Source organism: Caloramator sp. mosi_1 (assembly GCF_028622835.1).
In the GTDB taxonomy this organism is placed as follows: domain Bacteria; phylum Bacillota; class Clostridia; order Clostridiales; family Caloramatoraceae; genus Thermobrachium.
The window spans coordinates 771,650-794,036 of record NZ_CP117677.1 but is presented as its reverse complement, the minus strand read 5'-3'; the positions used below and the strand labels follow the sequence as shown (position 1 = coordinate 794,036).

Here is a 22,387-nt window from a genome sequence, read left to right as displayed (position 1 = left end):
CAGCCCTTTATTGTTAAGGAATTAAGCAGCTTTTTCTTCTTTGTTTTGTTCACCTGATCTATTGTATTTTTTAGTGTATGTCACAAGTAGTAGTATTGAAGCTGTAGTGTATACAGCAGCAGTTATATAATAAGCTACAGCATAACCTGATGTAGTCTTAAATAGGAATCCCTTTGTAAAGAAACCAGCAAGTATTGAAGTTACAGCACCTGCAACGAATATTGCTGAATTGTATGCAGGTCTTAGTTCCTTTGAAACGAATTCCATTGGTAGTGAGTTCATTATTGGGTTTGCAGCATTCATTAGACCAAATCTAAAGAATAATGCTAAACCTACTACCATTGCAGCCTTATCACCAAAGGCACTACCATTTGCGATAAACATCATAAATGGAATTGAAGCAAGTGCAAGGCCTCCAAGTGCAACAACTTGCCCAATTTTCTTTACGATATATGGACATATAGCTGTAAATATAACACCAGCAAAGTATGAGTAAGAAATTAGCTTTGATGTTGTCGCTCTGTCTATTCCAACAAATTTATTTAGATATACTGAGAAGTATGGGCATATTAGTGATGCACCAAATCTAATTAAAGCATAGTAAACTAAGAATATTAGAACATATTTGTTAGTAAGTATTGACCAATCGAAGCCCTTCTTTTCTTTGTTAGTTTCTTTATAGTCAGATTCTACTTGCTTTACGAATAAGAATGGTATTAATGATATAAGTGCAACTATTGCAAACATTAAAAGTACATCTTTGTGGGCAAGTATATATTGATTTAACATTTCAGGGCTCATTTTATCAACAGCCTCTGAAACAGCCTGAGCTTCTTGCTTTGATATATTCATTCTTGAAGCAAATCTATTTACGATTAATGAACCACCAAAGTAAGTCGCAACAACCATACCTGCAAGGTTTGTCCAAATAGCTGTTGAGAATATTTTATTTCTGTTTTCTGGAGTAGTGTATGCTGTAAGGTATGGTGGAAGTATTACATCATAAAGTGTTGTACCTGTTAGTATTGCAAGTGTTGCAACAGGGAATATAAGTCCAACATTTACATAAGCAACTGCAACAAGACCTAAAATAACCATCAAAGGAGCTGCAATTGCAAGTGCTTTATATCCTATCTTTGGTGCTAAAAGAAGAATTGCTGCTGCAAGGAATGTACTATAGCCCATATAGGCTGAAAAAGATTGTGCAGTACCTAATGATACTTGTTGTAGGAATGTAACAAGTACGTCAAAGGCTATACCAGCAAGTAGTCCCATAAATATGTAACTTACTATGAAGGCATAGCTGTTAAGATTATAACGTTTTAATTCTTTTTGTTCCATTGTGCTACCCCTATATTATTTTTTCGACAATTAGTATTATAAAATGTTAAAATAAATTTAACAATATATTTATAAAAATCAGAAAAATTCTCTAAATTACAAAAATACACAAAATTAACTGTAAAATGAATGACAAAATTCATAAATGTGTATCTAATGAAGACTTGAATCTAAATAAGTCAGCAGTAATAGAAGGTATAAAAATAAAGAAAATTTTTAAAATAGCTTTAAACCCTTGGGATAATGTTTTTATGTTACAAAAATAAACATTCTGAAATTTTTGTTTTGTGAACTAAAAATGCTTTATTGTGTTAAAGATGCTGTCAATTATTTATTATTGATTTGGAATAGTTAAATAGAAACTAACATAAAAATGAATAAAGGGGTGGAATTATGGTTAGAGAAACAGAAATATCAAATCAATTTGGTTTTAGAATATACGACTGCATACCTAAAAAGGAGTATATTTGCTAAAAACAGATAAGGGTGATAAATGTTTAAAGAAAATATCCTATGGAATTCAAAAGTTAAACTATATTTATAAGGCCAAAAATCATATAATTTCAAACGGTTTTGAAAAGGTTGATAGATACAATCTATCCCTTAGTAATAATCCATATGCCCTTGTAAATGAGGATATATATATAGTTACTGATTGGATTGACGGAAAAGAGGCTGATTTTAAAGTTTTAGAGGATGTGAAGATAGCTGCAAGAACTTTAGCAAAATTCCATATTGCAGCAAGGGGATATGATTTAGAGGAAAACCTTAAGGTTAGATGTGATGTGGGTAAACTTCCTTATACGCTTGAAAAGAGGCTCAGAACTTTAAAAAAGATGAAGGAGATGGCCTTAAAAAATAAAAAGAAATCAGAATTTGATATGATTTATTTATCAAATGTAGATAGTTTTTATGAACTTGCAAAAATGCATACGAAACTATAGATATGGAAAGTTATAAAAGAGTATGTGATATGTCTCTTGAGGAAAAGGTTTTATGTCATCACGACTACACATACCACAACATATTGATAAAAAATCCTGATGAAGTGTACTTAGTTGATTTTGACTATCTAAAATCAGAGGTTCAGGTTTATGATTTATCAACTCTTATTGTTAAAACATTAAAGAGAGTAGGATGGAACATAGATTATGCGGTAATAATTTTAAAGGAGTATTCTTCTATTAGAGAATTAACAAGTGATGAAAAAAGGTTTTAAAGACATTGCTTAGATTTCCACAGAGATTTTGGAGGCTTGCTAATAGATATTACTATAAAGAAGCATCTTGGACAGAAGCAACTTTCCTAAAGAAGATGAACGAGATAGTAGAAGAAAAGGACAAGTATATAGAGTTTTTAAGTAAGTTAGATGAAATATTGTGATGTATGAAAAGAGTAACCATAGTGGTATAAGGAAGTTTAGATGTAAGTGGTCTAAACTGCCTTATACCATTATTTTTAACCTTAAGCTTGTTTAAAACATATTATATACAAAGGAGGTGATGTTATGGAGGAGTTTAAAGTGGGAGATATAGTTATTAGGAAATCCTATGGTGGTGATGTTTATTTTAAAATTATGGAGATAGTAAAAAACAAGATGGTACAAACTTATATATTTTAAAGGGAACAAACTATAGGCTTATTGCAGATGCCCAGGAGGAGGATTTAGAGAAACCACCAATTTCAAAGATTTCAAAGGAAGAAGATGAAACCTTAAGAAGAGTAAATACACTTATAAAAAGGCTGTACTTCAAAGAAGAAATCAAGGGACCTTTCAAAGAATAAATACACCAAATGTTAATTCCAGTGTTACTTTTGGCCGTCCTGGCAAGGTCCTTCATATAGATGGAGATATGGAATATTTAAATATTTGCCTAAAAGGGTATAAACAGCTTGGAATAGAGGCATACGGTAGATATGTTCCAGAAGTTAGGCAACCTGATGTTGTTCTTGAGCTTTTAAGTGAAGTTAGGCCTGATATCTTGGTTTTAACAGGACACGATGCGATGTTAAAGGGTAGTCAGGATTATAAGAATTTAGATAGCTATAGAAATTCGAGATATTTTGTTGAGGCTGTGAGAAGAGCAAGAGAATATGAACCCTCCTATGACGATTTAGTTATATTTGCGGGTGCTTGTCAATCTTTTTATGAAGCATTAATTGAGGCGGGTGCAAATTTTGCAAGCTCTCCTAATAGGGTTTTTATTCACGCAATGGACCCTGTTTTTGTTTGTGAAAAGGTTGCTTTTTCGAGTATATCAAAATTTTTAAATCCTAAGGAAATAGTTGATAGTACGATTACAGGAATCAAAGGTATTGGTGGACTTGAGACGCGAGGTAAATACAGAGAAGGACTACCAAAATCACCTTATGCATAGGTGGGATGTTTATGAGAATATTGGGCGTATCTTTTAAAGATTTTGTATTAAGTAATCTGTTGCACTTGGATATTGATATATTTGATATACCCTTTGAGGTTTTAAAGGCCCTCATTGTTTTGAAAAGAAGTGAACTGATTGTTCACGTAAAAAATTCTGGGTTTTATAAAAGGGAATATGTTGGAGAAATTGATTTGAGTAATATAAAAAACTTGATAGTAAAAAGAGAACTTTTGGATAGGGCCTATGAAGAAACTCAAGGAATAATTGTTGTAAATAATGCTGAACCTGTTTCCCTATACTATACAAAATGTTGTGGAGGAGGTACAGCAAATTCAGAGTCTATATTGGGATATAAGGTTAATTATCTAAGAAAGGTTCTGTGTAGAAGATGCAGTGAAAAATGTGAAGAGATAAAAATTGATTGTGAGAAAATGGCAAGTTCTATAGGATGTAGAATCAAATATAAAGACCAGATAAGAGAGATAATAAAGGACGTATCAAGGGATGATACGGGGAGAATAAGAAAACTAAATCTTTTAGGAAAAGAAATAACAGGAGATAAGCTTATGGAGATATTAAATTTAAAGAGTAATAGAGTTTATTTTAAAGAGGATAGTATAATTCTTAAAGTAGTAGGTGAAGGATTAGGACTTGGTATATGTATTGAAGGTGCTTGTAGTATGGCAAATGAAAACAAAGATTTTAAGGATATAATAGAGTACTATTATACTGGAATTGAATTTTAAAACTTGATGAATATAAAATAATAAATACACTTGAAGGAAGAAAAATAGTAATAGATGCAGGACACGGAGGAAAGGATTCAGGAAATGTTCAGGGTGAATTGGTTGAGAAGGATATAAATTTAAAAATTGCCCTAAGGCTCTATGAACTTCTATCTAATAAAGGTGCTGAATGTATTTTAACAAGACGTGTAGATGAGGATGTAACACTATCAGATAGAGTTAAAATAATAAACAAGAGAAGACCTGATATATTTATAAGCATTCATCAAAACAGTTTTCCTCAAGAGAGTGTTAATGGAATAGAGGTTTATTGTTTTAAAGATGATTTAGATGCTGTTAATCTTTCAAAAAAATATTAGGAAGGATTACAGAGGAATTAAGTATTAAAAATAGAGGTATAAGAGAAGGCGATTATTATATTTTAAGAGAGAGCAAAAGTACAGGAGTTATTGTGGAGTGTATGTATATTACAGGAAATATAGATAGCAGTTTAATATGCGATGAAAATCTTTACAAGATAGCAGAAGCTATGTATAGGGCTGTATGTGAATATTTTGAAGTTGACGTTTAATTGTAATAATGCCAAGGTATTTTATAAATGTCTTGGCATTATTACAATGATTTTTGTCAAATTCAAATTTAATATGAATTTTAGAGTATAATTGAGATATTATTATATAGTATGCTAATTAATAAAAAATTTAAAATTAGTAAACATAAAATTAATATTGACTTTAGATTAAAATGCTGATAAAATTAAATATTTTATTTGACAAAATTAAGTTGTTGGAGTAAAATTGTATTTGTGGAAAGAGGGTGTTTGTTATGAAGGGAAAAGAACTATTAGATGCCATCAAAAAATATTGATGAGCACGTAGGAGAAAAGGTTCTTCTAAAGGCAAACAACGGCAGAAAGAAAGTTTTAGTAAAAGAAGGTATATTAGAGCAAACATATCCTAATATATTTGTAGTTAGAGTCGAAGCAAGTGATAATACATCAAGGGTAATTTCCTATAGCTATTCCGATATACTCACAAAAATGTACAAATAGTCTTTGAAAACAACGAAGTAGCAATGTAGAAAATAAACACAAAAATAGGAGCCGGTTTTAGGCTCCTTTTTTCGACAAAACACAAAAACCACCGGGGAAGTGGTTTTTGTGTGGGGTTATGGGTTTGGCAGCTTATTTTTTAAAATAGGGGATAAAAGATTAAGGTTTCTTTAGGGTATTGAGAATTTATGAGAGGTTATATGGTCATCAACAATTATTTATTTTATCGAAAATAAAAAAATGTCAATATATATCGAAAAAGAAGTAATATTAAAAAATTCTATCAAATAATGTTTTAGTCATAAAAAAGCTGTAGACATTATATACTATATTAGGTAATTTTGGGTGGGAGGGATATAATGTCAGTAGAATTAGTTAGAGATATGCTAACTTACAGAAAGAATTATAGCTGAAGGTTCAAGTCAAACAATGGTTAGTGGAGATATTGTAATTGACGAGATGAACCCAGAGATAGATAAGATACTAAGTGTTGATGGAGAAGTTACTTTAATGGAGGCTACTGTACTTGAGGATAAGGTTTTAGTTGATGGAAGGATGTCTTTTAAAATACTTTATGCTTCAAAGGGCGAAAGTTCCCAAGTTAAAATTCAAAAGGCAGATACTAACTTTAAACACTATGTTCAGGCACCAATGGCAGTTCCTAATATGACCTGCAAAGTTATGCCTTCAATTGAAACACTTGAATATGAAATGGTGTCTGATAAAAAGTTAAAGGTTAATGCAGTTGTAACCTTAAAGACTGTAGTTTATCAAAAATGCGAAATTGAAACAATAGTTGATATTAAGGGACAGGAGCTTCAAACCCAGAAGGATACAATGAAGGTGTGTGAATTTGTTTCTGAGGACACATCTAAGGTTATAGTAAAGGGCAATTTAGAGCTTCCTCAGGATAAGGGAGAGTTTGGAAACATACTTAAACTTTCGGCTCACGTTCATAAAAAGGATTTATTAATTCAAGATGGAAAGCTTGTAGTAAATGCCTGTGTACTTTCAAGAGTACTTTTGAAACATCAAAGGACCAGTTAATGTGCCAAGATGTGGATATAGCCTTTACTAATGAGAATAATGATAGAAAATTTGAAACCTAATATGAAGTGTGACGTATCCTTTAGGATAACTGATATTGATTATAAGGTATTAGAAAATGAAGCGGGAGAGAGACAAAACTTAGAAATACAGATATCCCTTGATGTTAATGTAAAAACCTACAATGATAGAGTAATTGAAAGAACAATAGATGCATTTACATCAACATCAAGATTTGAGTTTGTGAGAGAAAATGTCGGTGCAATAGGGTATTATAACGAGGGAGTAGATAGTCAAACTCTAAAAGAAAGGATTACAATTGATGATGACTTATACGGCATAAGGGATATTATATATGTTGATGCAAAGCCAATAATAACAGAGACTAAGATTGTGGAAGACAAGGTTGTTTGTGACGGTGTTGTATCTATATGTGCTGTATATAGAGCAGAAAAGGAAGAGGAGGAACTTGTAAGCTACAGAGAGGAGATACCATTTAAGGCTACAGTTTCAATAGATGGTGCAAAGATAGATATGATAGAGGATGCAGTTGTTAACTTAGAATATCTATCCTTTGACAAGGCATCCCAAAGAGAAATGGATGTAAAGGTTATTGTTGAAGTATCTGCAAAGCTATACAACAAGATGATGTTTGATATTGTTAAAAATGTAGAGGAAGTTGATATAGAAGACAGTATAAAGAATATGCCAAGCTTAGTTTTATATGTTGTGCAGCCAAATGATACATTATGGAAAATAGCTAAGAAATATTGTACTTCTATGGAGGATATAATAAAAATAAATGATTTAGATAATCCAGATTTGATAATGCCAGGAATGAAGCTTTTGATTCCGAAGAAGGGATTTATTAAGTAATTTTTAGGGTGTCAGGTAAAATAAAAATTTCCTGACACCCTTTGTTAACTTATTCAGAATATAATTGCAGGAATTTTTAACTTATGTATAATTGTATATACGAAGGGAGGATTTTCTATGATTATCGAATGTCCTGCAAAGATTAATCTTTCACTTGATGTGGTGGGTAAAAGGGAGGATGGATATCATCTTTTAGAGATGATAATGCAGACTGTTTCACTTTATGATAAGGTGAAGATAACTAAGGATAATGAGATGAGGGTTGTATGCAGCAATTTAAATGTACCATCAGATAGAAGTAATATTGCCTATAGGGCAGCAGAACTAATGAAGCAGAGGTTTGAGATACAGGATAACTTTAAAATAGAAATAGAAAAAATATACCTGTAGCCGCTGGGCTTGCTGGTGGTAGTACCAATGCAGCAGCGGTAATAAAGGGGATAAGTGAAATGTATTCTTTAAATCTTTCAAAGGAAGATATGAAGGAAATAGGGTTAAAGCTTGGTGCAGATGTTCCCTTTTTCTTTGAAGGTGGAACCTGTCTTGCAGAAGGGATAGGAGAAAAGCTTACAAAACTAAATAATATATCCTGTTACATTGTACTTGCAAAGCCGCCGATAAATGTTTCAACAAAATATGTATACCAAAATTTAAAATTAGATGAAATAACACATCACCCAGATACAAAGAGAATAATTGATTATATAAAATATAATGATATAAAGATGCTTGCAACATCAATGGTTAATGTTCTTGAAAATGTAACAGTAAAGGAATATTCTGTAATATATGAAATTAAAAACATAATGATGGAGTTTGGAGCGTTAGGAAGTCTGATGAGCGGAAGCGGCCCGTCGGTCTTTGGTATTTTTGAAGAAAGGGCAGATGCAATAAAGTGCCACAATAGATTGAGAGATTATATAAAGGAAGTTTTTGTTGTTAATACAGTTGATAGAGGGGTGTAAAAAATGGTAAATGCTTTAATTCTTGCTGGCGATAAGGGTAGGGATGGGGTTTCAAAGGCCCTGTTAAAAATAGGTGAAAAGTATATGGTAGACTACATTATAGATGCTCTAAAGGATTGTAAAAATGTAAAGGATATTTACATAGTATGTGATGAAGGTGTAAAGGAAGTTTTAAAGGACAGGGTAAAGGGCTGCATAAATCCTGCTGGAGATATAATAGACAATATTTTATTTGCTTCTGAATGCATAGAAGACAAAAGAACTGCACTTATTGTATGTACTGCGGATATACCGCTTATAAAAAGTAGGGCAATAGAGGAATTTGTTGAAGAATGTGAAAAGAAAAATATAGATGTAGGTTATCCTATAATAGATAAAAAATTAAACGATGAAAAATATCCAGATGTGCGAAGAACCTATGTTAAGATGAAGGAAGGCGTATATACTGGAGGAAATATTGTATATATAAAGATGGAGGCAATCAAAAACTGCACAGAAAAGGCAAAGAAATTGGTGGAGTATAGAAAAAAACCTTTTAAGATGGGAAAAACATTAGGCTTTACATTTTTATTAAGATTGGCACTGGGAAAGCTTACAATTGAAGCGGTTGAGAAGAAGATTGGAAAGATGTTTAATGTTAATGGACGAGCAATTGCAACTAAGTATCCTGAAATAGGTAATGATGTAGATAAGCAGGAGGATATTGAGTTTGTGAATAAGTATTTGAATATAGTTTAAAAAGTTACAATAAGATTAGCCCCTTGAAGGATTTCTTAGGCATTTCTTCATTTCACTAAGCAAGTCTAAGCTTTTCTTTGTTTGAAAAAGTCCTACCCTCGCGATGCCCTCGTCCTTGAGGGCCGCTCGGCTCGGAACATCGTGTGCCGAATTACGGACTTTTTCAAAGTCTAAAGATGGACTTGCTAAAGCTTATGAAATATGCTTTTGAAATCCTTACAAGGGGCTGATTTACAATTTAAACATTTTTGTGTTTTTACAAATTTGTAAAGTTTCGCTTTTGGAAAACCATAGCGAAACTTTTTTGTATAAATAACCTTTGGGGATGCAAAACTAAATTAAAGAGGTGGTGCTATGGCTATTTTAAAGTTTTTTAAAGAATACTTTGATTTTAATGTGACTCTACTATTTTTTATATCAGTATTTTTTTATATAGGGATTCAAAGGAATATAAACAAAAGGGATTGCAGAAGGAGTATAAGTTCTGCAGATTTTTATCTATTTGTATACCATAATTGCAATAATAGGATATGTTCTTTATTTAACCTTAGAGATATAGGGGTGAGTGTATGAAAAGGGAAATACTTTACCAATATACTCCTAACAAAAAACACCTATAAGTTATATGATTGATGACAATATACTTTCTGTCAAAAACCTCTTAAAGGATTGTGATGATGTTGTATATAGACAGTTTAAAATAGGTGGAGACAAGGGTAAGGATGTATTTTTATTCTACATAGATGGAATGGCAGAAAAGGAACTTTTAAATAACTTTGTACTAAAACCTCTTATGCTTATGGCAAGAATGGTTGGACCAACCTTTGATGACATTAAAGAGGAGATCTATGAGGTGTCAAAGGTTGCAGCTATGTCAGTAACTGATTTTAAGGAAAATGACAACATAGAAGAGGCAGTTTTAGCTGTATTATCTGGAGATACAGCAATACTTATGGATGGAGAAAACAAGGCCCTTGTTATTGCAACGAAGTTTTTCCCAGTAAGGGGCGTTCAGGAGCCTACAGCAGAGACAGTTATAAGAGGATCAAGAGATGGATTTACAGAGACAATAAGGATGAATACAGCTCTTGTTAGAAGAAGAATAAGGGACCCCAGATTTAAAATAAAACAAAAGCAGATTGGAGTTCGTTCAAAAACCGATATTGCAATAATGTATATAGATGACATAGTAGATAAGCAGATAGTTGATGAGGTTATTAATAAGCTAAATGGTATAAATATAGATGCAATATTAGACAGTGGATATATACAGCAGTATTTAGAGGATAGGCCCTTTAGCCTTTTTCCACAGGTTCAGACAACAGAAAGGCCAGATGTTGTAGCAGCGGCAGTGTATGAAGGAAGGGTGGCTATACTTGTCGACAATTCTCCCTTTGCTTTAATTGTACCAGTTACATTAACTGCCTTTTTTCAATCACCAGAGGATTATTATTCAAGAACTGTTGTTGTAAGTTTTGTAAGAATACTTAGGGTAATATGCGGAGGTATAGCTATACTTGCGCCAGCTCTATACATTGCGATAACTTCCTTTAGTCCGGGTATTATTCCAACAAAGCTTGCACTTTCAATTGCAGCAACAAGGGAGGGTGTTCCATTCCCTGCTTTTATAGAGGCGATAATAATGGAACTTACGCTTGAGCTTTTAAGGGAGGCAGGAGTTAGGCTCCCAAGACCAATAGGTTCAACAATAGGTATTGTTGGAGGTCTTGTAATAGGTCAGGCAGCAGTATCGGCTGGAATTGTAAGTCCTATAATGGTTATAGTTGTTGCAATAACTGCTATATCTTCCTTCTCAATACCAAACTATGAGGTATCGGCTGCATTTAGGTTAGTAAGGTTTCTATTGATGGTATTTGCAACTATATATGGACTTTATGGTATAGTTTTAGGTTCAATTATTGTTTTAATACATCTTAGCAATTTAAAGAGTTTTGGAGTTCCTTTTTAGCACCTATTGCACCCTTTGAGTATACAGATATAAAGGATTCACTAATTTTTAGAGCACCTTGGGAATATATGATAAAAAGACCAAAGCACATAAATCCTAAGGATGAAATAAGGCAGGCAGGTGATGAAAATGCAGAGGGGCAATGACAAGATATCTACTTACCAAGTTGGAATATTTATATATCTCACTATTTTGGGTGTAGGAATTTTGACACTTCCAGCATCGATGGCAAAGGAAGTAGAAAACGATGGTTGGATACTTTCCATAATTGCAGGTATTGTCTGCATAGGTATAGTCTATATTATGTGTAAAGTAGGCGAGAAGTTTCCACAGAATGGCTTTGTAGGTACTTTGAGGTTACTTTTGGAAATATATTAGGTACAATACTTGCAATTCCAACATTTCTATACTTTATTTTATTTGCAGCATTAGAGACAAGAATATTTGGTGAAACAGCAAAGATATTCCTATTAAATAGAACTCCTCTTGAAATGATAATGCTCCCTTTAATTATATTGTCAGTTATCCTTGCAAGGCTTGGAATTGAGCCAATAGTAAGATTTTTGAAGCTGTAACTCCAATTATAGCATTTGTTTTAATCATTTTATATTTAATAGGTTTGGTAAGTGCTGATTTTTCAAATTTAAAGCCGATATTTTCCCACGACATATTAAGCTTTGCAAAGGGTATAAAATCAGCCCTATTTGCCTATGCAGGCTTTGAGGCACTACTTATAATATTTCCGTTTGTGAAGGAACCCAATAAAGCCTTTAAGGCATCGTTTGTTTCAATAGTATTGCTAATAATAGCTTATGTTATAACTATAGTTGAATGTTATGCTGTATTTGGCCCCAAGCTAACAGAAAGGCTTATGTATCCAACACTAAGTATGATAAAGGCATCAGATGTACCAGGTGCCTTTATAGAAAGAGTTGAAGGTATATTAGAGGCACTTTGGGTTTTGTTTGTATATACTACTATTGTTTCTCTTCTTTATTCGTTAAGCGTAATTTCAAAGGATATATTGGGCCACACTGAAGCAAAACATATACTAACTATATTTTTACCCTTTATATATTTAGGATCTCTTGTAGGGGACAGTATTTTGGATATGATGAATTACGGCGATTTACTTACATCAACTTTAGGACTATATACAATTTTTATACTTCCAATAGTTATATTTATTGTGTCAAGGTTTAAAAAGGCAGGTGTTAATAAATGAAGAGATTGCCTTTAGTTTTGCTTTTAATCTTTAGTTTGCTTTTTCAAGGCTGTTGGGATAAGGTGGAGATTGATGAAAGGGCCTTTGTAGGTGGTATATTTATAGATGTTTTAGAAGAAGAGACCAGCAAGAATATAAAAGAAATTGAACCCTTTTATGAAGAAAGAATGGGTAAAACATTAAAAGTTATATTTACTCTTGCAAATCCAGGAGAAATATTATCAGGTGGAGAAAAAGGATATGTAACAGTTGAGGCAGAGGCAGAAACAGTACCAGATGCAATAAGAAAGATCGGAATAAAGTTAAATAGAACTCCTTTTTTGCTCACACTAAGGTTGTAGTTTTAACTAAGGCGGTTTTAAAAAATGATAAACTTTTAGAGAAATATTAGACTTCTTAGAAAGGGACCCTGATATAAACTCAACAATAAACATAATGGTACTTGATGGAGATATAGAAGAACTTACAAAAATAAAACCAAAGCTTGATATTTATTTAGTAACCTATATACAAGGAGTATTTAATAATGCAAGCAAATTGTCTTATATTGTTCCTGTAAAACTTTTGGAGTTTATATCAAAACTTAATTCAGGTAATAAGGCAGTACTGCCAGCCATATCAGTAAAAAATGATGAGGTTGAGATAAAAAATATTGTATTGATAAAGGATAATAAGTTTTATAAAGACGTTGATGAAAAATACCTAAGAGCCTTCCAGTTTATAAATGGTAAGTTAAAGGGAGGAAGAAAGTTTGTAAACTATAAGGGAACGGACATATCCTATTTTATTCAGGACAACTACAAAGATGTATTTGTTGAGGATGATAATGGAAAACTCAAATTTACAATAAAGGCTGAACTTGAGGGCTATATAGAAAATGAAATATTTAGCAAAGAGGATATAGATAAGAGTATATTAGATGAAATAGAGGGTGTTTTATCAAAATCCTTTGAGCTTGAAATGAAGGAGACTATAAAATATTTTCAAGATGATGTAGAGGCAGACTATTTAGGTTTAGAGGATTATACAAGAAAGAATTACTTTAAGGTATATAAAAAATTTCAGGACAATTGGGATGAGGCATTTACAGAGGCAGAGTTTACTGTTGAAGCAAAAGCCTTTATAAGAAGAATAGGGTCAAAGAGGTAATAAAAAAATTACCTCTTTTTGTTTAAAAAGTATGTAATATGGAAATATTATAAATAAGTTCACAAGGAGGGGGATTTTAAATGAAAAGGTTGGTATGTGGAATAATTACATTAATTATGATTTCTTCTTTTATTTATGCAAATAGAAAAGTAGGTGAGCTAAATTACAAGGACAAGCTCATAAGATTTCACGTCATCGCAAATAGCGACTCAAAAATGACCAAAATGTAAAGCTAAAGGTCAGAGATGCAGTTCTAAAGGAATTAGGACCAAAGCTTCAGAGGGCAAAAACAAAGGATGAGGCTATAGAAATAATTACAAGCAATATAGACAGCATTGAATACATATCCAACAATATATTACAAAATAACGGATACAAATATACTGCAAAGGCAACAATAGGCACATACACTTTCCCTATAAAAAGCTATGGTAATATAACATTAAAGGAAGGAGACTACACCGCCTTAAGAATAGTTTTAGGAGAAGGAGGAGGTAAGAATTGGTGGTGTGTAATGTTTCCACCACTATGTTTTATCGATATTACAAAGGGACTTACAACTGAAGAAACAGAAAAAGAATTAAATAAGGTGTTGGATGATGAGGAAGTAGTAGAGGTTATGAATGTATCACAATTCAATAGAGAGAAACACGAAAATGTGGTATTTAAATTTAAAATAATTGAAATAATAGAAGAATTATTTAAGGGGCTATAAAACAGCCCCTTACTTACTTATATCGATAATCAGCTTACAAATATCCCTTGTTGCATAAGGTTTTGCCTTTTCTTTGCAACACTCCCTCATATGCTGTAGTCTAACCCTGCTATTTAATAGCTGCATTAAAATACTAACAACACTATCATCTGAATTTATTCTTGCAGCAATTCCATTGTTTAAGAGGTAGTCGGCATTTTTTCTTCTTGACCAGGAATGGCTGAGTTGATAATAATAGGAAGTTCTTTAATTAATGCCTCTGTAATTGTAAGTCCACCTGGTTTTGATATTAAAAGGTCTGATGCCGACATAAGTAGATTTATATTGTCTGTATAGTCAAAAACAATGGTCTTTTTATTAGTTCTTGATGCTATTTCATTAAGTTGATTTCTTAATTTAATGTTTTGACCAGCACAGGCAATTATTTGTATATCCAGTTTGCAGAAGGCAAGCTTTTCGAATATATCCCTTATATTTCCAATTCCAAGACCTCCACCCATTAAAAGAACAGTGATTTTATCATCTAAGTTTAACTGCTTTTTGCTTCTTTTTATCAATATTTTGAAGAAACTCTTCACAAACAGGAATTCCAAGAGGGTATATAGTTTCTCTCTCAATACCCTTTTCAACTAAATCCTGAATAAAATCTTCATTAGGTATAACATAGGCATCAATATGGCTGTAGAGCCAGAAGGAATGGGGTGCATAGTCTGTCAGGATTGCAATGCAAGGGCATTCAATTTTATTTTTTCTTTTAGTTTAGATACCATTTCAAGTGGAAATGGATGTGTACATACTATTGCTTTAGGTTTATATTCTTCAATAAGTCCTTTTATTTTAATAGAAAGTATTTCATTAATTATACTTGACAAATTAGATAAAGTATCCTCTGAATCTGCGTACTTATAAAGCTTGCCATAAAGTGCAGGTGTTTTCTTTAAACTTTTTAAATAGCCGCCTACTATAATTTTATCAATTATTGGGTTTATATATTTTAGTGTATCTACAGTTTCAAACTCAATTTCCTCATAATGTGTTTTAAAGTATTTTTAAGTGCTTCAGCGGCCTTTATATGCCCACTTCCAGCAGAAACTGTTAAGCATAATATCTTCATAACTTCACCTCACTAACTATATTATAAGCAAAAATATTAAAAAATCCTTTTATTAACATAAAATTAACAACAAATTAAATGTATAATTACAAGATTAATACAAAAATATATTCAGAAATTTTTGTGTAAAGGGTGGTAATATGTTTAATAAAAGGTCTTTTCTTGCAATAGTTGTTTCTATAATAATTGTTTTTACCACAACATTTGGAGTTTTAATGTATCTGGATAGACGAGACTATAGAATATTTCTTGGAAACCAATATCAAAAGGATTTATACGAAATAGTTTCAAATGTTGAATCTTTACAGGCAAGCTTATCTAAAGTTCCTGTTACTATGTCTGAAAAACAAGCAATAATAATATTTAGTGAAATATGGAGGCAGGCGGGTGCGGCACAGGATAGACTAAACAGTTTGCCAATTTCCCACGAAGCCCTATCTCAAACAACAAAATTTTTAGCACAGGTAGGAGACTTTTCCTATACGCTTCTTAAAAGAAGTGGCAGTGGGCAGGGATTAAATGAAACAGAGCTTAAGACACTTGAAAAATTAAATGACTATGCAGGCTATCTTAATGTTAAATTACACGAACTTCAGCAGGAGGTTTCAGAGGGTAAATTAGATTGGACAGAAATAAAACTTAAGGGAAAGGTTCTATTTTCACAAAAGCTTCAAAATCCAGTTGATGTAAAATTTGAGAATATATCAAAGGAACTTCAGCAGTATCCCACCTTAATATATGATGGTCCTTTTTCAGAAAATGTACTAAATATAAAGCCAAAGGTATTGCAAGAATCCAAGATAAGCATAGAGGAAGCTAAAAGGGTAGTTAAGGATATACTTGGAAACGATAAGGTTCAATCTATTGATACATACAGCAATAAGACGGGCGGCAAAATTCCAGTTTATCCCTTTAAAGTTACTATGAAGGGCAACAAGGATGCAACAGTAGATGTTGATATAAGTCAAAACGGAGGAAAGATTGTATATCTTCTTGACACAAGAGAAGTGAAGGGTTCAAAGCTTAATATGAAGCAGGCTATAGAAAAGGGAATGAAATATCTTGAAAAAATAGGATATAGAGATATGATACCAACTTATACACTAAAATACGATAATGTTGCTTTAATAAATTATGCTTATGTTCAGGATAAGGTTGTTGTTTATCCAGACCAAATAAAATTAAAGATCGCTTTGGACAACGGAGATATAATTGGTATAGAGGCTCAGCATTATTTAGTAGCACATACTGAGAGAAAGATACCAAATGCAAGAATAACACCACAGGAAGCAAAAATAATGTTAGTAAAAATTTAAACATAAAAAATATAAGATTAACAATTATACCAATGGAATCACTAAAGGAAGTTTTATGCTATGAGTTCTTTGGAGAATATAACGGAGAAAAGTTCTTCATATACATAAATGCACAGGATGGAACAGAAGAGAGGATACTGAAGCTAATAGATACACCTAATGGCGAGCTTACCATATAGTTTATAACATATAAAAATGTTTTGGGGGAAAATTAATATCAAAGGGGGATTTAGGATGTCAAGACATAGAAGTATTATGTCTGACGAACTAAAGTATGAGCTTACAAAGAGCTTGGGGTTTATGACATTGTAAAGGAAAAAGGCTGGGGCGATGTTCCATCAAGAGAGTGTGGAAACCTTGTAGCAGCAGCAATACAGTATGCACAAAAGATGTACGAACAAAACAACAATCATAGCTAATAAGTCAGAGGAACTCTTTGAGTTCCTCTGACTTATATACATTACATATAAGTTTCTTGACTTATAATAACACAAAATATAAAATGTCTATATAGCAACACCTAAACATATTATTGTTTATAGGGTAAAATTATAAAACTTGAGTTGCCTTGCTTTTTAAAATATTTATAGTATAGGTGGCTCACCATATTGTAAAAAGGAGTGGAGAAAATGGCAAGAGCTCTTGCTTTAATATCAGGTGGATTAGACAGTGGACTTGCAGCAAAGCTTGTAAAGGATCAAGGTGTGGAAGTTATTGGTATATGCTTCAAGTCTGCTTTTTGGTTGTGATAGAGCTATCAAGATGTGTGAACAAATAGATATACCTCTTAAGGTTGTAGATTTTTCAGAAGATCACCTTGAAATGGTGAAAAATCCTAAACACGGATATGGCAAAAATATGAATCCTTGTATAGACTGCCACAACTATGATGCTAAACTATGCAGGAAAACTAATGAAGGAACTTGATGCTGATTTTATAATAACAGGTGAAGTTTTAAACCAAAGACCTATGTCTCAAAATAGACAGGCACTTGATATAGTAAAAAGGAATCAGGATATGAAGAATATATACTAAGACCTCTTTGTGCTAAAAACTTACCAGAAACCTGGATGGAGAAGGAAGGTCTTGTGGATAGAGAAAAGCTACTTGGCATATCAGGTAGAGGAAGAAAGGTACAGATGGAGCTTGCAGAGAAATGGAATATAAAGGAATATCCATCTCCAGCAGGTGGATGTAAATTAACAGACCCTGGCTTCTCTAAGCGATTAAAGGACTTATTAACACACAATAAAGATGCAAAGGTTGAACATATTGATATATTAAACATAGGAAGACACTTTAGAATAAATGAAAATGTAAAGATAGTTTCAACAAGAACTCAGGATGAGTTTAAACTGCTAAAGACAATGATAAAAGAGGGAGACTATATATTTGATACACTTGACGTAACAGGTTCAACAGTCGTTTTGAGAGGACAGCCAACTGAGGAGGATATCCTATTTGCAGCAAGAATAGCAGCAAGATACAGTAAAGCAAGGGAACAAAAAATGTTAGAGTTAAGTATAGAATTTACAATGAAAATAAATATAATATATTAACGGTAGACCCTATTGAGGATAATGAAATATCAAAATTTATGCTTTAATTAAGTAAAAGGTGGGAGAGAATTGGATACAAGACCAATTGGTGTTTTTGATTCAGGGATTGGAGGGCTAACTGTAGTTAAGGAAATAATGAGAATACTTCCCTATGAGGACATTGTATATTTTGGAGATACGGCAAGGGTTCCCTATGGAAGTAAGTCTCAAGAGACAATAACTAAGTTTGCTAAACAAAACTCAAGATTTTTATTAAGTAAGGATGTTAAAGCCATAGTAATTGCCTGTAATACTGCATCTGCCTTAGCCCTTGAGGAACTAAATAATGAGTTTGATATTCCAATACTCGGTGTTGTAAAGCCAGGGGCAAGTGCAGCAGTCAGAGCAACTAAAACAGGAAGAATTGGAATAATAGGAACAGAGGGAACTGTAAACAGTAGAGCCTATGAAAAAATGATAAGAAAGTTATTTAAAGAGGTTGAGATTAATGCACTACCTTGTCCATTATTTGTTCCTCTTGTAGAGGAGGGATGGGCAGAAAAGGAAGTTTCCTATATGATAGCAAAGGAGTATTTAGAACCCTTTAAGGAATTTGATGTAGACACCTTAGTATTAGGATGCACCCATTATCCTATTCTTACAAATGTAATAGGGAAAATAATGGGAGATGGTGTAACACTGATTAATCCTGCAGAGGAGACAGCAATTGAACTTAAGAGTATTTTATTCGAAAATGGGCTTCAAAATACATCAAAAGAAAGGCTGAATACAGCTATTATGTAAGTGATAATCCTGACAAGTTCAAAAGAGTAGGAGGAAACTTCTTAAACAGAGAAATAGATAATATTGCAAAAATTGATATAGAAAAATTTTAAAAAGTGAGGATGAGAGTGTGGAGAACAAGCGTTTAATTTCTGTTAAAACAAAACAACTAATTGATGGACAAGAAGAAACAATAGAACTAATATCAGAAGGTATTTATTATAAAGAAAATGACAGCTATGTAGCAGAATATGATGAGTCAGAAATATCAGGAATGGAAGGTACAAGAACAACCCTAATTATTGGTCAAGATAGCTTAAATATAATAAGACGAGGTACTACAACTTCTGAACTGAAATTTAAAAGGGGAGAAAAACATACAGCCTTCTATTCAACTCCCTACGGTGCACTTGAAATAACAATATCAACCAATAAGGTTAATATTCAAGCAGATGAAAAGGGTGCAAAGGTAGAACTTGATTATAAGATGCAGGCAACAGGCCTTGATCCCATAATAAACCATCTTGAACTTAATATAAAATAAATATAATTTATAAGACACCCCCTTAAGGAATAAAAAATTCTTTAAGGGGTGCATTATTATAGCTTTTTCAAAGAATCAGACTAAAAATATTTTTTAATCTTATACTGAAGTGTTTGTCTTGGTATCTTTAATCTTTTAGCAGCAAGGCTTATGTTGTTGTCGCAAAGTTTTAAAGCGTCTTCAATTAATTTTTTTCATATCTTTCAAGGGTTTCTTCAAGAGATGCGTTGCTGCAATTTCTTATCTGTTCAGGCAAGTCATCTATGGTTATGGTTTCATCATCCTTTAGGTTTAGTATTCTTTCAATAGTATGCTCAAGCTCTCTTACATTTCCTGGCCAACTATAGTTTATGAAACAATCCAGGGCTTCTTTTGTTATCTGTATCTTTTCCTTCCCAAACATATTCTCATATTTATCAATAAAAAATTAACAAGAAGAGGAATATCTGTCTTTCTATCCTTAAGTTCTGGAATGTTTATAGATATCACATTTAATCTATAGTATAAATCCCGTCTAATTAGCCCCTTATTTAAACATTCATCAGGGCTTATGTTGGTAGAGGCAATAAATCTTACATCTACCTTTTTTCCTTTACATCTCCTATTCTTCTTACAAGACCATCCTGCAAAACTCTTAATAGCTTTGCCTGTAAAGTAGGTGGCATTGAATTAAGCTCATCAAGATAAAGTGTTCCTCCATCTGCAAGTTCTAAAAGACCTGGTCTATCTTCAGAGCCTGTAAAACTTCCTCGAACTGTACCAAACAAAATACCCTCAAGAAGTGATTCAGGAAGGGCGGCACAGTTTTGTGCAATAAAGGGACCATTTTTTCTTTTGCTTGTGGAATGTATAGCTTGGACAAAAGCTCCTTACCAACACCAGTTTCTCCGTATATAAATACAGGAGAAGATGAGTTTGAGGCTTTTATTGCTATATTTTTTATATTAAGCATTTCACTGCTTTCACCAATTATATCCATAAAGGTATATAACCTTCTATCAACATTCTTTCCATTTTTTCGTGTAATAAGTTCATTTTTAAGCTTTAATATTTCATCCGTCATTTTCTTTACACTGGTTAAATCTCTTGAAATTTCTATGGCACCGATAATTTTTTCTCCATTTAAAACAGGAAGAGTAGTGTTTAGCGTAGTTATTTTTCTCCTTTAAAATTAACAAAGCTTTGGGTGTTGTCCTTGATTGGAATTCCAGTGTGTAAAACATTTAAAAGGGTGCTACTTCTTTGAGAAAGAGAAGGATAGACCTCAAGAACGTGTCTTCCTAAAACCTCATTTAAATTAATATTGTCAAGTTTTTGTGCCTTTTCATTAAGAAAAACAATTCTTCCCTTTGTATCAATAATTGTAATCCCATCTTCAAGATTATCAAAAATATCATATACATTTTTATCAAACATAATATTATCCCCTACAAGTGATTAAAAATCGGCACAATATGCAGAATTTTCTGCATATTTATTTTACCATACTTTAGTTCAATTTACCATTAGTTATTTATATAATCTAAAAATTAATTTTAGGCTGTTGAAAAAGCTATAATATGCTTATGCATTGAAGGATTCCCTTCTACTGCTTTAGTAAGCAAAAGCTTTTCTCTCTTTTACCATCGTCCTTTAGGACGTCTTACCTCATCTTGTTAGGGTATAATTACGCATATATAGTAAACTGCCAAAAATTCATCACATTTAGTCAGAAGGTAGGGGATTTTTTAAAATCGATTGCAAAAACTACATTGATTTTTACAGCAAAATCGTCATAGAGATAATTAAATTTTGGCATACACTTTGCAATAATAATAAAAAACAAATATAGGGGAATTTTCTATGAGAGGTTGTCCATATGGAACACACAGAGTTATAGAACCAAAGGGTGTTTTACCACAAACGGCATTAAAAATTGATAACTCAATGGATATTTATGATAACGAAATATTAATTGACGTAAAGACTCTAAATATAGATTCTGCAAGTTTCACCCAAATAAAGGAGCAGGCAGGGGAGATGTAGAAAAGATAAAGGAAATAATGATGAATATAGTTAAAGAGAGGGAAAACATCAAAACCCTGTTACAGGTTCAGGTGGAATGCTAATTGGTATTGTAGAAAAGATTGGAAAGGACTTAGAGGGCAAAATAGACTTAAAGGCTGGAGATAAGATAGCTACTTTAGTATCACTTTCATTAACTCCACTTAGAATAGACAAGATTTTAAATGTAAAAAGGATATAGATCAAGTAGATATAGAAGGAAAGGCAATTTTGTTTGAAAGTGGTATTTATGCAAAGCTACCTGATGATATGCCAGAGACATTAGCACTTGCTGCCCTTGATGTTGCAGGTGCACCAGCACAAACTGCAAAGCTTGTTAAACCAGGAGATTATGTATTAATACTTGGTGCAGCAGGAAAGAGTGGACTTTTATGCTGTTATGAGGCTAAAAAACGTGCAGGGGTAACTGGTAAGGTAATAGGATTTGCAAGACCAGGAAAGTCAGCAGAAAGGTTAAAAGCAACAAATCTTTGTGATGTTGTAATCGAGGGTGATGCAACACAACCAGTTGAAGTTTTGAATAAAGTTTTAGAATACACAGGAGGAAGATATGTAGATATTGCAATTAATGTTGTTAATATACCAAATACAGAAATGTCAACAATTCTTCCAGTCAGAGATGATGGAATAGTTTATTTCTTCAGTATGGCAACAAGTTTCACAAAGGCGGCACTTGGAGCAGAGGGTATAGGAAAGGACGTTAATATGATAATAGGTAATGGATACACAAAGGGACACGCACAGATTACACTTGAGGTTTTAAGGGAGAGCAAGCTTCTTAGAGAAATATTTGAAACTATTTATGTATGATTATGAGGGGATTT

The 22,387-nt window shown here is 32.6% G+C and carries 27 protein-coding genes and 8 pseudogenes; 28 read left to right on the top strand and 7 right to left on the bottom strand.

The annotated features are described in order from the left end of the window. Positions 1-21: 21 nt before the first annotated feature. Complete coding sequence (locus tag PL321_RS05625; protein WP_273963790.1) at positions 22-1,341, bottom strand: MFS transporter; 1,320 nt, start codon at positions 1,339-1,341, stop codon at positions 22-24. A gap of 125 nt (positions 1,342-1,466) precedes the next feature. Between PL321_RS05625 and PL321_RS05620 the strand changes: the two genes are divergently transcribed. The 22 genes and pseudogenes from PL321_RS05620 (at position 1,467) to PL321_RS05520 (ending at position 14,203) form a co-directional block, all read left to right on the top strand. After that, on the top strand, positions 1,467-1,607 hold the full coding sequence (locus PL321_RS05620) for a hypothetical protein (protein WP_273963789.1): 141 nt from the start codon (positions 1,467-1,469) through the stop codon (positions 1,605-1,607). Between the two features lie 201 nt (positions 1,608-1,808). Next, complete coding sequence (locus tag PL321_RS05615) at positions 1,809-2,285, top strand: hypothetical protein (protein WP_273963788.1); 477 nt, start codon at positions 1,809-1,811, stop codon at positions 2,283-2,285. A gap of 2 nt (positions 2,286-2,287) precedes the next feature. After that, positions 2,288-2,560 carry a phosphotransferase gene (locus tag PL321_RS05610; protein WP_273963787.1) on the top strand — a complete coding sequence of 91 codons (273 nt, stop codon included), beginning with the start codon at positions 2,288-2,290 and terminating at the stop codon, positions 2,558-2,560. Between the two features lie 5 nt (positions 2,561-2,565). Further along, the gene (locus tag PL321_RS05605; protein ID WP_273963786.1) at positions 2,566-2,724 is read left to right on the top strand and encodes a hypothetical protein; all 159 of its coding nucleotides are present in this window, start codon (positions 2,566-2,568) and stop codon (positions 2,722-2,724) included. A gap of 124 nt (positions 2,725-2,848) precedes the next feature. Then, positions 2,849-3,719, top strand: a pseudogene (gene yabG, locus PL321_RS05600) (sporulation peptidase YabG). 11 nt (positions 3,720-3,730) lie between these two features. Then, positions 3,731-4,468, top strand: coding sequence for a hypothetical protein (locus tag PL321_RS05595; RefSeq protein ID WP_273963785.1), 738 nt, complete (start codon positions 3,731-3,733; stop codon positions 4,466-4,468). Beyond that, positions 4,462-4,827 carry an N-acetylmuramoyl-L-alanine amidase family protein gene (locus PL321_RS05590; protein ID WP_337961093.1) on the top strand — a complete coding sequence of 122 codons (366 nt, stop codon included), beginning with the start codon at positions 4,462-4,464 and terminating at the stop codon, positions 4,825-4,827. Before PL321_RS05595 ends, PL321_RS05590 begins: the two co-directional genes overlap by 7 nt. After that, a complete protein-coding gene (locus PL321_RS05585) occupies positions 4,821-5,039 on the top strand; it encodes an N-acetylmuramoyl-L-alanine amidase family protein (RefSeq protein WP_337961092.1) in 219 nt (72 codons plus the stop codon). The genes PL321_RS05590 and PL321_RS05585 overlap by 7 nt, the downstream gene beginning before the upstream one ends. A gap of 276 nt (positions 5,040-5,315) precedes the next feature. Continuing rightward, positions 5,316-5,519: a Veg family protein gene (locus PL321_RS05580; protein ID WP_273963784.1), complete on the top strand. Its 204-nt coding sequence runs from the start codon at positions 5,316-5,318 to the stop codon at positions 5,517-5,519. Positions 5,520-5,948: 429 nt separating this feature from the next. Then, positions 5,949-6,566 carry a DUF3794 domain-containing protein gene (locus PL321_RS05575; protein ID WP_273963783.1) on the top strand — a complete coding sequence of 206 codons (618 nt, stop codon included), beginning with the start codon at positions 5,949-5,951 and terminating at the stop codon, positions 6,564-6,566. Positions 6,567-6,629: 63 nt separating this feature from the next. Continuing rightward, on the top strand, positions 6,630-7,442 hold the full coding sequence (locus tag PL321_RS05570) for a DUF3794 and LysM peptidoglycan-binding domain-containing protein (RefSeq protein ID WP_273963782.1): 813 nt from the start codon (positions 6,630-6,632) through the stop codon (positions 7,440-7,442). A 117-nt stretch (positions 7,443-7,559) separates the two neighbouring features. Beyond that, entirely contained in the window at positions 7,560-7,832 is a 273-nt protein-coding gene (locus tag PL321_RS05565) for a 4-(cytidine 5'-diphospho)-2-C-methyl-D-erythritol kinase (RefSeq protein WP_273963781.1), read from the top strand. Then, complete coding sequence (ispE, locus tag PL321_RS05560) at positions 7,823-8,407, top strand: 4-(cytidine 5'-diphospho)-2-C-methyl-D-erythritol kinase (protein WP_337961091.1); 585 nt, start codon at positions 7,823-7,825, stop codon at positions 8,405-8,407. The genes PL321_RS05565 and ispE overlap by 10 nt, the downstream gene beginning before the upstream one ends. Before the next feature lie 3 nt (positions 8,408-8,410). Then, positions 8,411-9,145: a nucleotidyltransferase family protein gene (locus PL321_RS05555; protein WP_273963780.1), complete on the top strand. Its 735-nt coding sequence runs from the start codon at positions 8,411-8,413 to the stop codon at positions 9,143-9,145. Positions 9,146-9,552: 407 nt separating this feature from the next. Continuing rightward, the gene (locus PL321_RS21040; protein WP_443110749.1) at positions 9,553-9,660 is read left to right on the top strand and encodes a CLC_0170 family protein; all 108 of its coding nucleotides are present in this window, start codon (positions 9,553-9,555) and stop codon (positions 9,658-9,660) included. A 110-nt stretch (positions 9,661-9,770) separates the two neighbouring features. Beyond that, positions 9,771-11,260: pseudogene (locus PL321_RS05550) on the top strand (spore germination protein). Continuing rightward, a pseudogene (locus PL321_RS05540) lies at positions 11,238-12,339 on the top strand (GerAB/ArcD/ProY family transporter). Before PL321_RS05550 ends, PL321_RS05540 begins: the two co-directional pseudogenes overlap by 23 nt. Beyond that, positions 12,336-12,680: a Ger(x)C family spore germination protein gene (locus PL321_RS05535; RefSeq protein ID WP_273963775.1), complete on the top strand. Its 345-nt coding sequence runs from the start codon at positions 12,336-12,338 to the stop codon at positions 12,678-12,680. Before PL321_RS05540 ends, PL321_RS05535 begins: the two are co-directional and overlap by 4 nt. A gap of 43 nt (positions 12,681-12,723) precedes the next feature. Next, entirely contained in the window at positions 12,724-13,488 is a 765-nt protein-coding gene (locus PL321_RS05530; protein ID WP_273964423.1) for a Ger(x)C family spore germination C-terminal domain-containing protein, read from the top strand. A gap of 80 nt (positions 13,489-13,568) precedes the next feature. Next, the gene (locus PL321_RS05525; RefSeq protein WP_273963774.1) at positions 13,569-13,718 is read left to right on the top strand and encodes a hypothetical protein; all 150 of its coding nucleotides are present in this window, start codon (positions 13,569-13,571) and stop codon (positions 13,716-13,718) included. Between the two features lie 41 nt (positions 13,719-13,759). Further along, positions 13,760-13,987: pseudogene (locus PL321_RS21035) on the top strand (stage II sporulation protein R); the annotation flags it as partial. Between the two features lie 15 nt (positions 13,988-14,002). Next, positions 14,003-14,203 carry a hypothetical protein gene (locus tag PL321_RS05520; protein WP_273963773.1) on the top strand — a complete coding sequence of 67 codons (201 nt, stop codon included), beginning with the start codon at positions 14,003-14,005 and terminating at the stop codon, positions 14,201-14,203. A gap of 179 nt (positions 14,204-14,382) precedes the next feature. Here PL321_RS05520 and PL321_RS05515 read toward each other — a convergent pair whose 3' ends face one another. Together PL321_RS05515 and PL321_RS21030 are read right to left on the bottom strand one after the other, a co-directional pair. Further along, the gene (locus tag PL321_RS05515) at positions 14,383-14,781 is read right to left on the bottom strand and encodes a glycosyltransferase (protein ID WP_273963771.1); all 399 of its coding nucleotides are present in this window, start codon (positions 14,779-14,781) and stop codon (positions 14,383-14,385) included. Further along, a pseudogene (locus PL321_RS21030) lies at positions 14,723-15,192 on the bottom strand (MGDG synthase family glycosyltransferase). Before PL321_RS21030 ends, PL321_RS05515 begins: the two are co-directional and overlap by 59 nt. Before the next feature lie 265 nt (positions 15,193-15,457). On the opposite strand from PL321_RS21030, the gene ypeB reads away from it, so the two are divergent. The 5 genes and pseudogenes from ypeB to PL321_RS05480 all read left to right on the top strand — a co-directional run bounded on the left by ypeB (position 15,458) and on the right by PL321_RS05480 (position 19,499). Continuing rightward, a complete protein-coding gene (ypeB, locus tag PL321_RS05505; RefSeq protein WP_273963769.1) occupies positions 15,458-16,633 on the top strand; it encodes a germination protein YpeB in 1,176 nt (391 codons plus the stop codon). Between the two features lie 32 nt (positions 16,634-16,665). Further along, positions 16,666-16,812, top strand: a complete 147-nt coding sequence (locus PL321_RS05500; RefSeq protein ID WP_273963768.1) for a hypothetical protein — start codon at positions 16,666-16,668, stop codon at positions 16,810-16,812. 450 nt (positions 16,813-17,262) lie between these two features. Continuing rightward, positions 17,263-18,240, top strand: a pseudogene (locus PL321_RS05490) (tRNA 4-thiouridine(8) synthase ThiI). 22 nt (positions 18,241-18,262) lie between these two features. Beyond that, positions 18,263-18,976: a glutamate racemase gene (gene murI, locus PL321_RS05485; RefSeq protein ID WP_337960962.1), complete on the top strand. Its 714-nt coding sequence runs from the start codon at positions 18,263-18,265 to the stop codon at positions 18,974-18,976. Positions 18,977-19,085: 109 nt separating this feature from the next. Then, the gene (locus PL321_RS05480; protein ID WP_273963767.1) at positions 19,086-19,499 is read left to right on the top strand and encodes a DUF1934 domain-containing protein; all 414 of its coding nucleotides are present in this window, start codon (positions 19,086-19,088) and stop codon (positions 19,497-19,499) included. Positions 19,500-19,579: 80 nt separating this feature from the next. Here PL321_RS05480 and PL321_RS05475 read toward each other — a convergent pair whose 3' ends face one another. The 4 genes and pseudogenes from PL321_RS05475 to PL321_RS05460 form a co-directional block, all read right to left on the bottom strand. Then, complete coding sequence (locus tag PL321_RS05475; RefSeq protein ID WP_273964422.1) at positions 19,580-19,651, bottom strand: helix-turn-helix domain-containing protein; 72 nt, start codon at positions 19,649-19,651, stop codon at positions 19,580-19,582. A 32-nt stretch (positions 19,652-19,683) separates the two neighbouring features. Continuing rightward, on the bottom strand, positions 19,684-19,902 hold the full coding sequence (locus tag PL321_RS05470) for a hypothetical protein (RefSeq protein ID WP_273963766.1): 219 nt from the start codon (positions 19,900-19,902) through the stop codon (positions 19,684-19,686). Then, a pseudogene (locus PL321_RS05465) lies at positions 19,875-20,451 on the bottom strand (sigma 54-interacting transcriptional regulator). The gene PL321_RS05470 and the pseudogene PL321_RS05465 overlap by 28 nt, the downstream one beginning before the upstream one ends. A gap of 200 nt (positions 20,452-20,651) precedes the next feature. Beyond that, positions 20,652-20,915, bottom strand: a complete 264-nt coding sequence (locus tag PL321_RS05460) for a PAS domain-containing protein (RefSeq protein ID WP_273963765.1) — start codon at positions 20,913-20,915, stop codon at positions 20,652-20,654. A gap of 426 nt (positions 20,916-21,341) precedes the next feature. Here PL321_RS05460 and PL321_RS05455 point away from each other — a divergent pair. Next, positions 21,342-22,373: pseudogene (locus PL321_RS05455) on the top strand (L-erythro-3,5-diaminohexanoate dehydrogenase). The last annotated feature ends 14 nt before the right edge of the window (positions 22,374-22,387 follow it).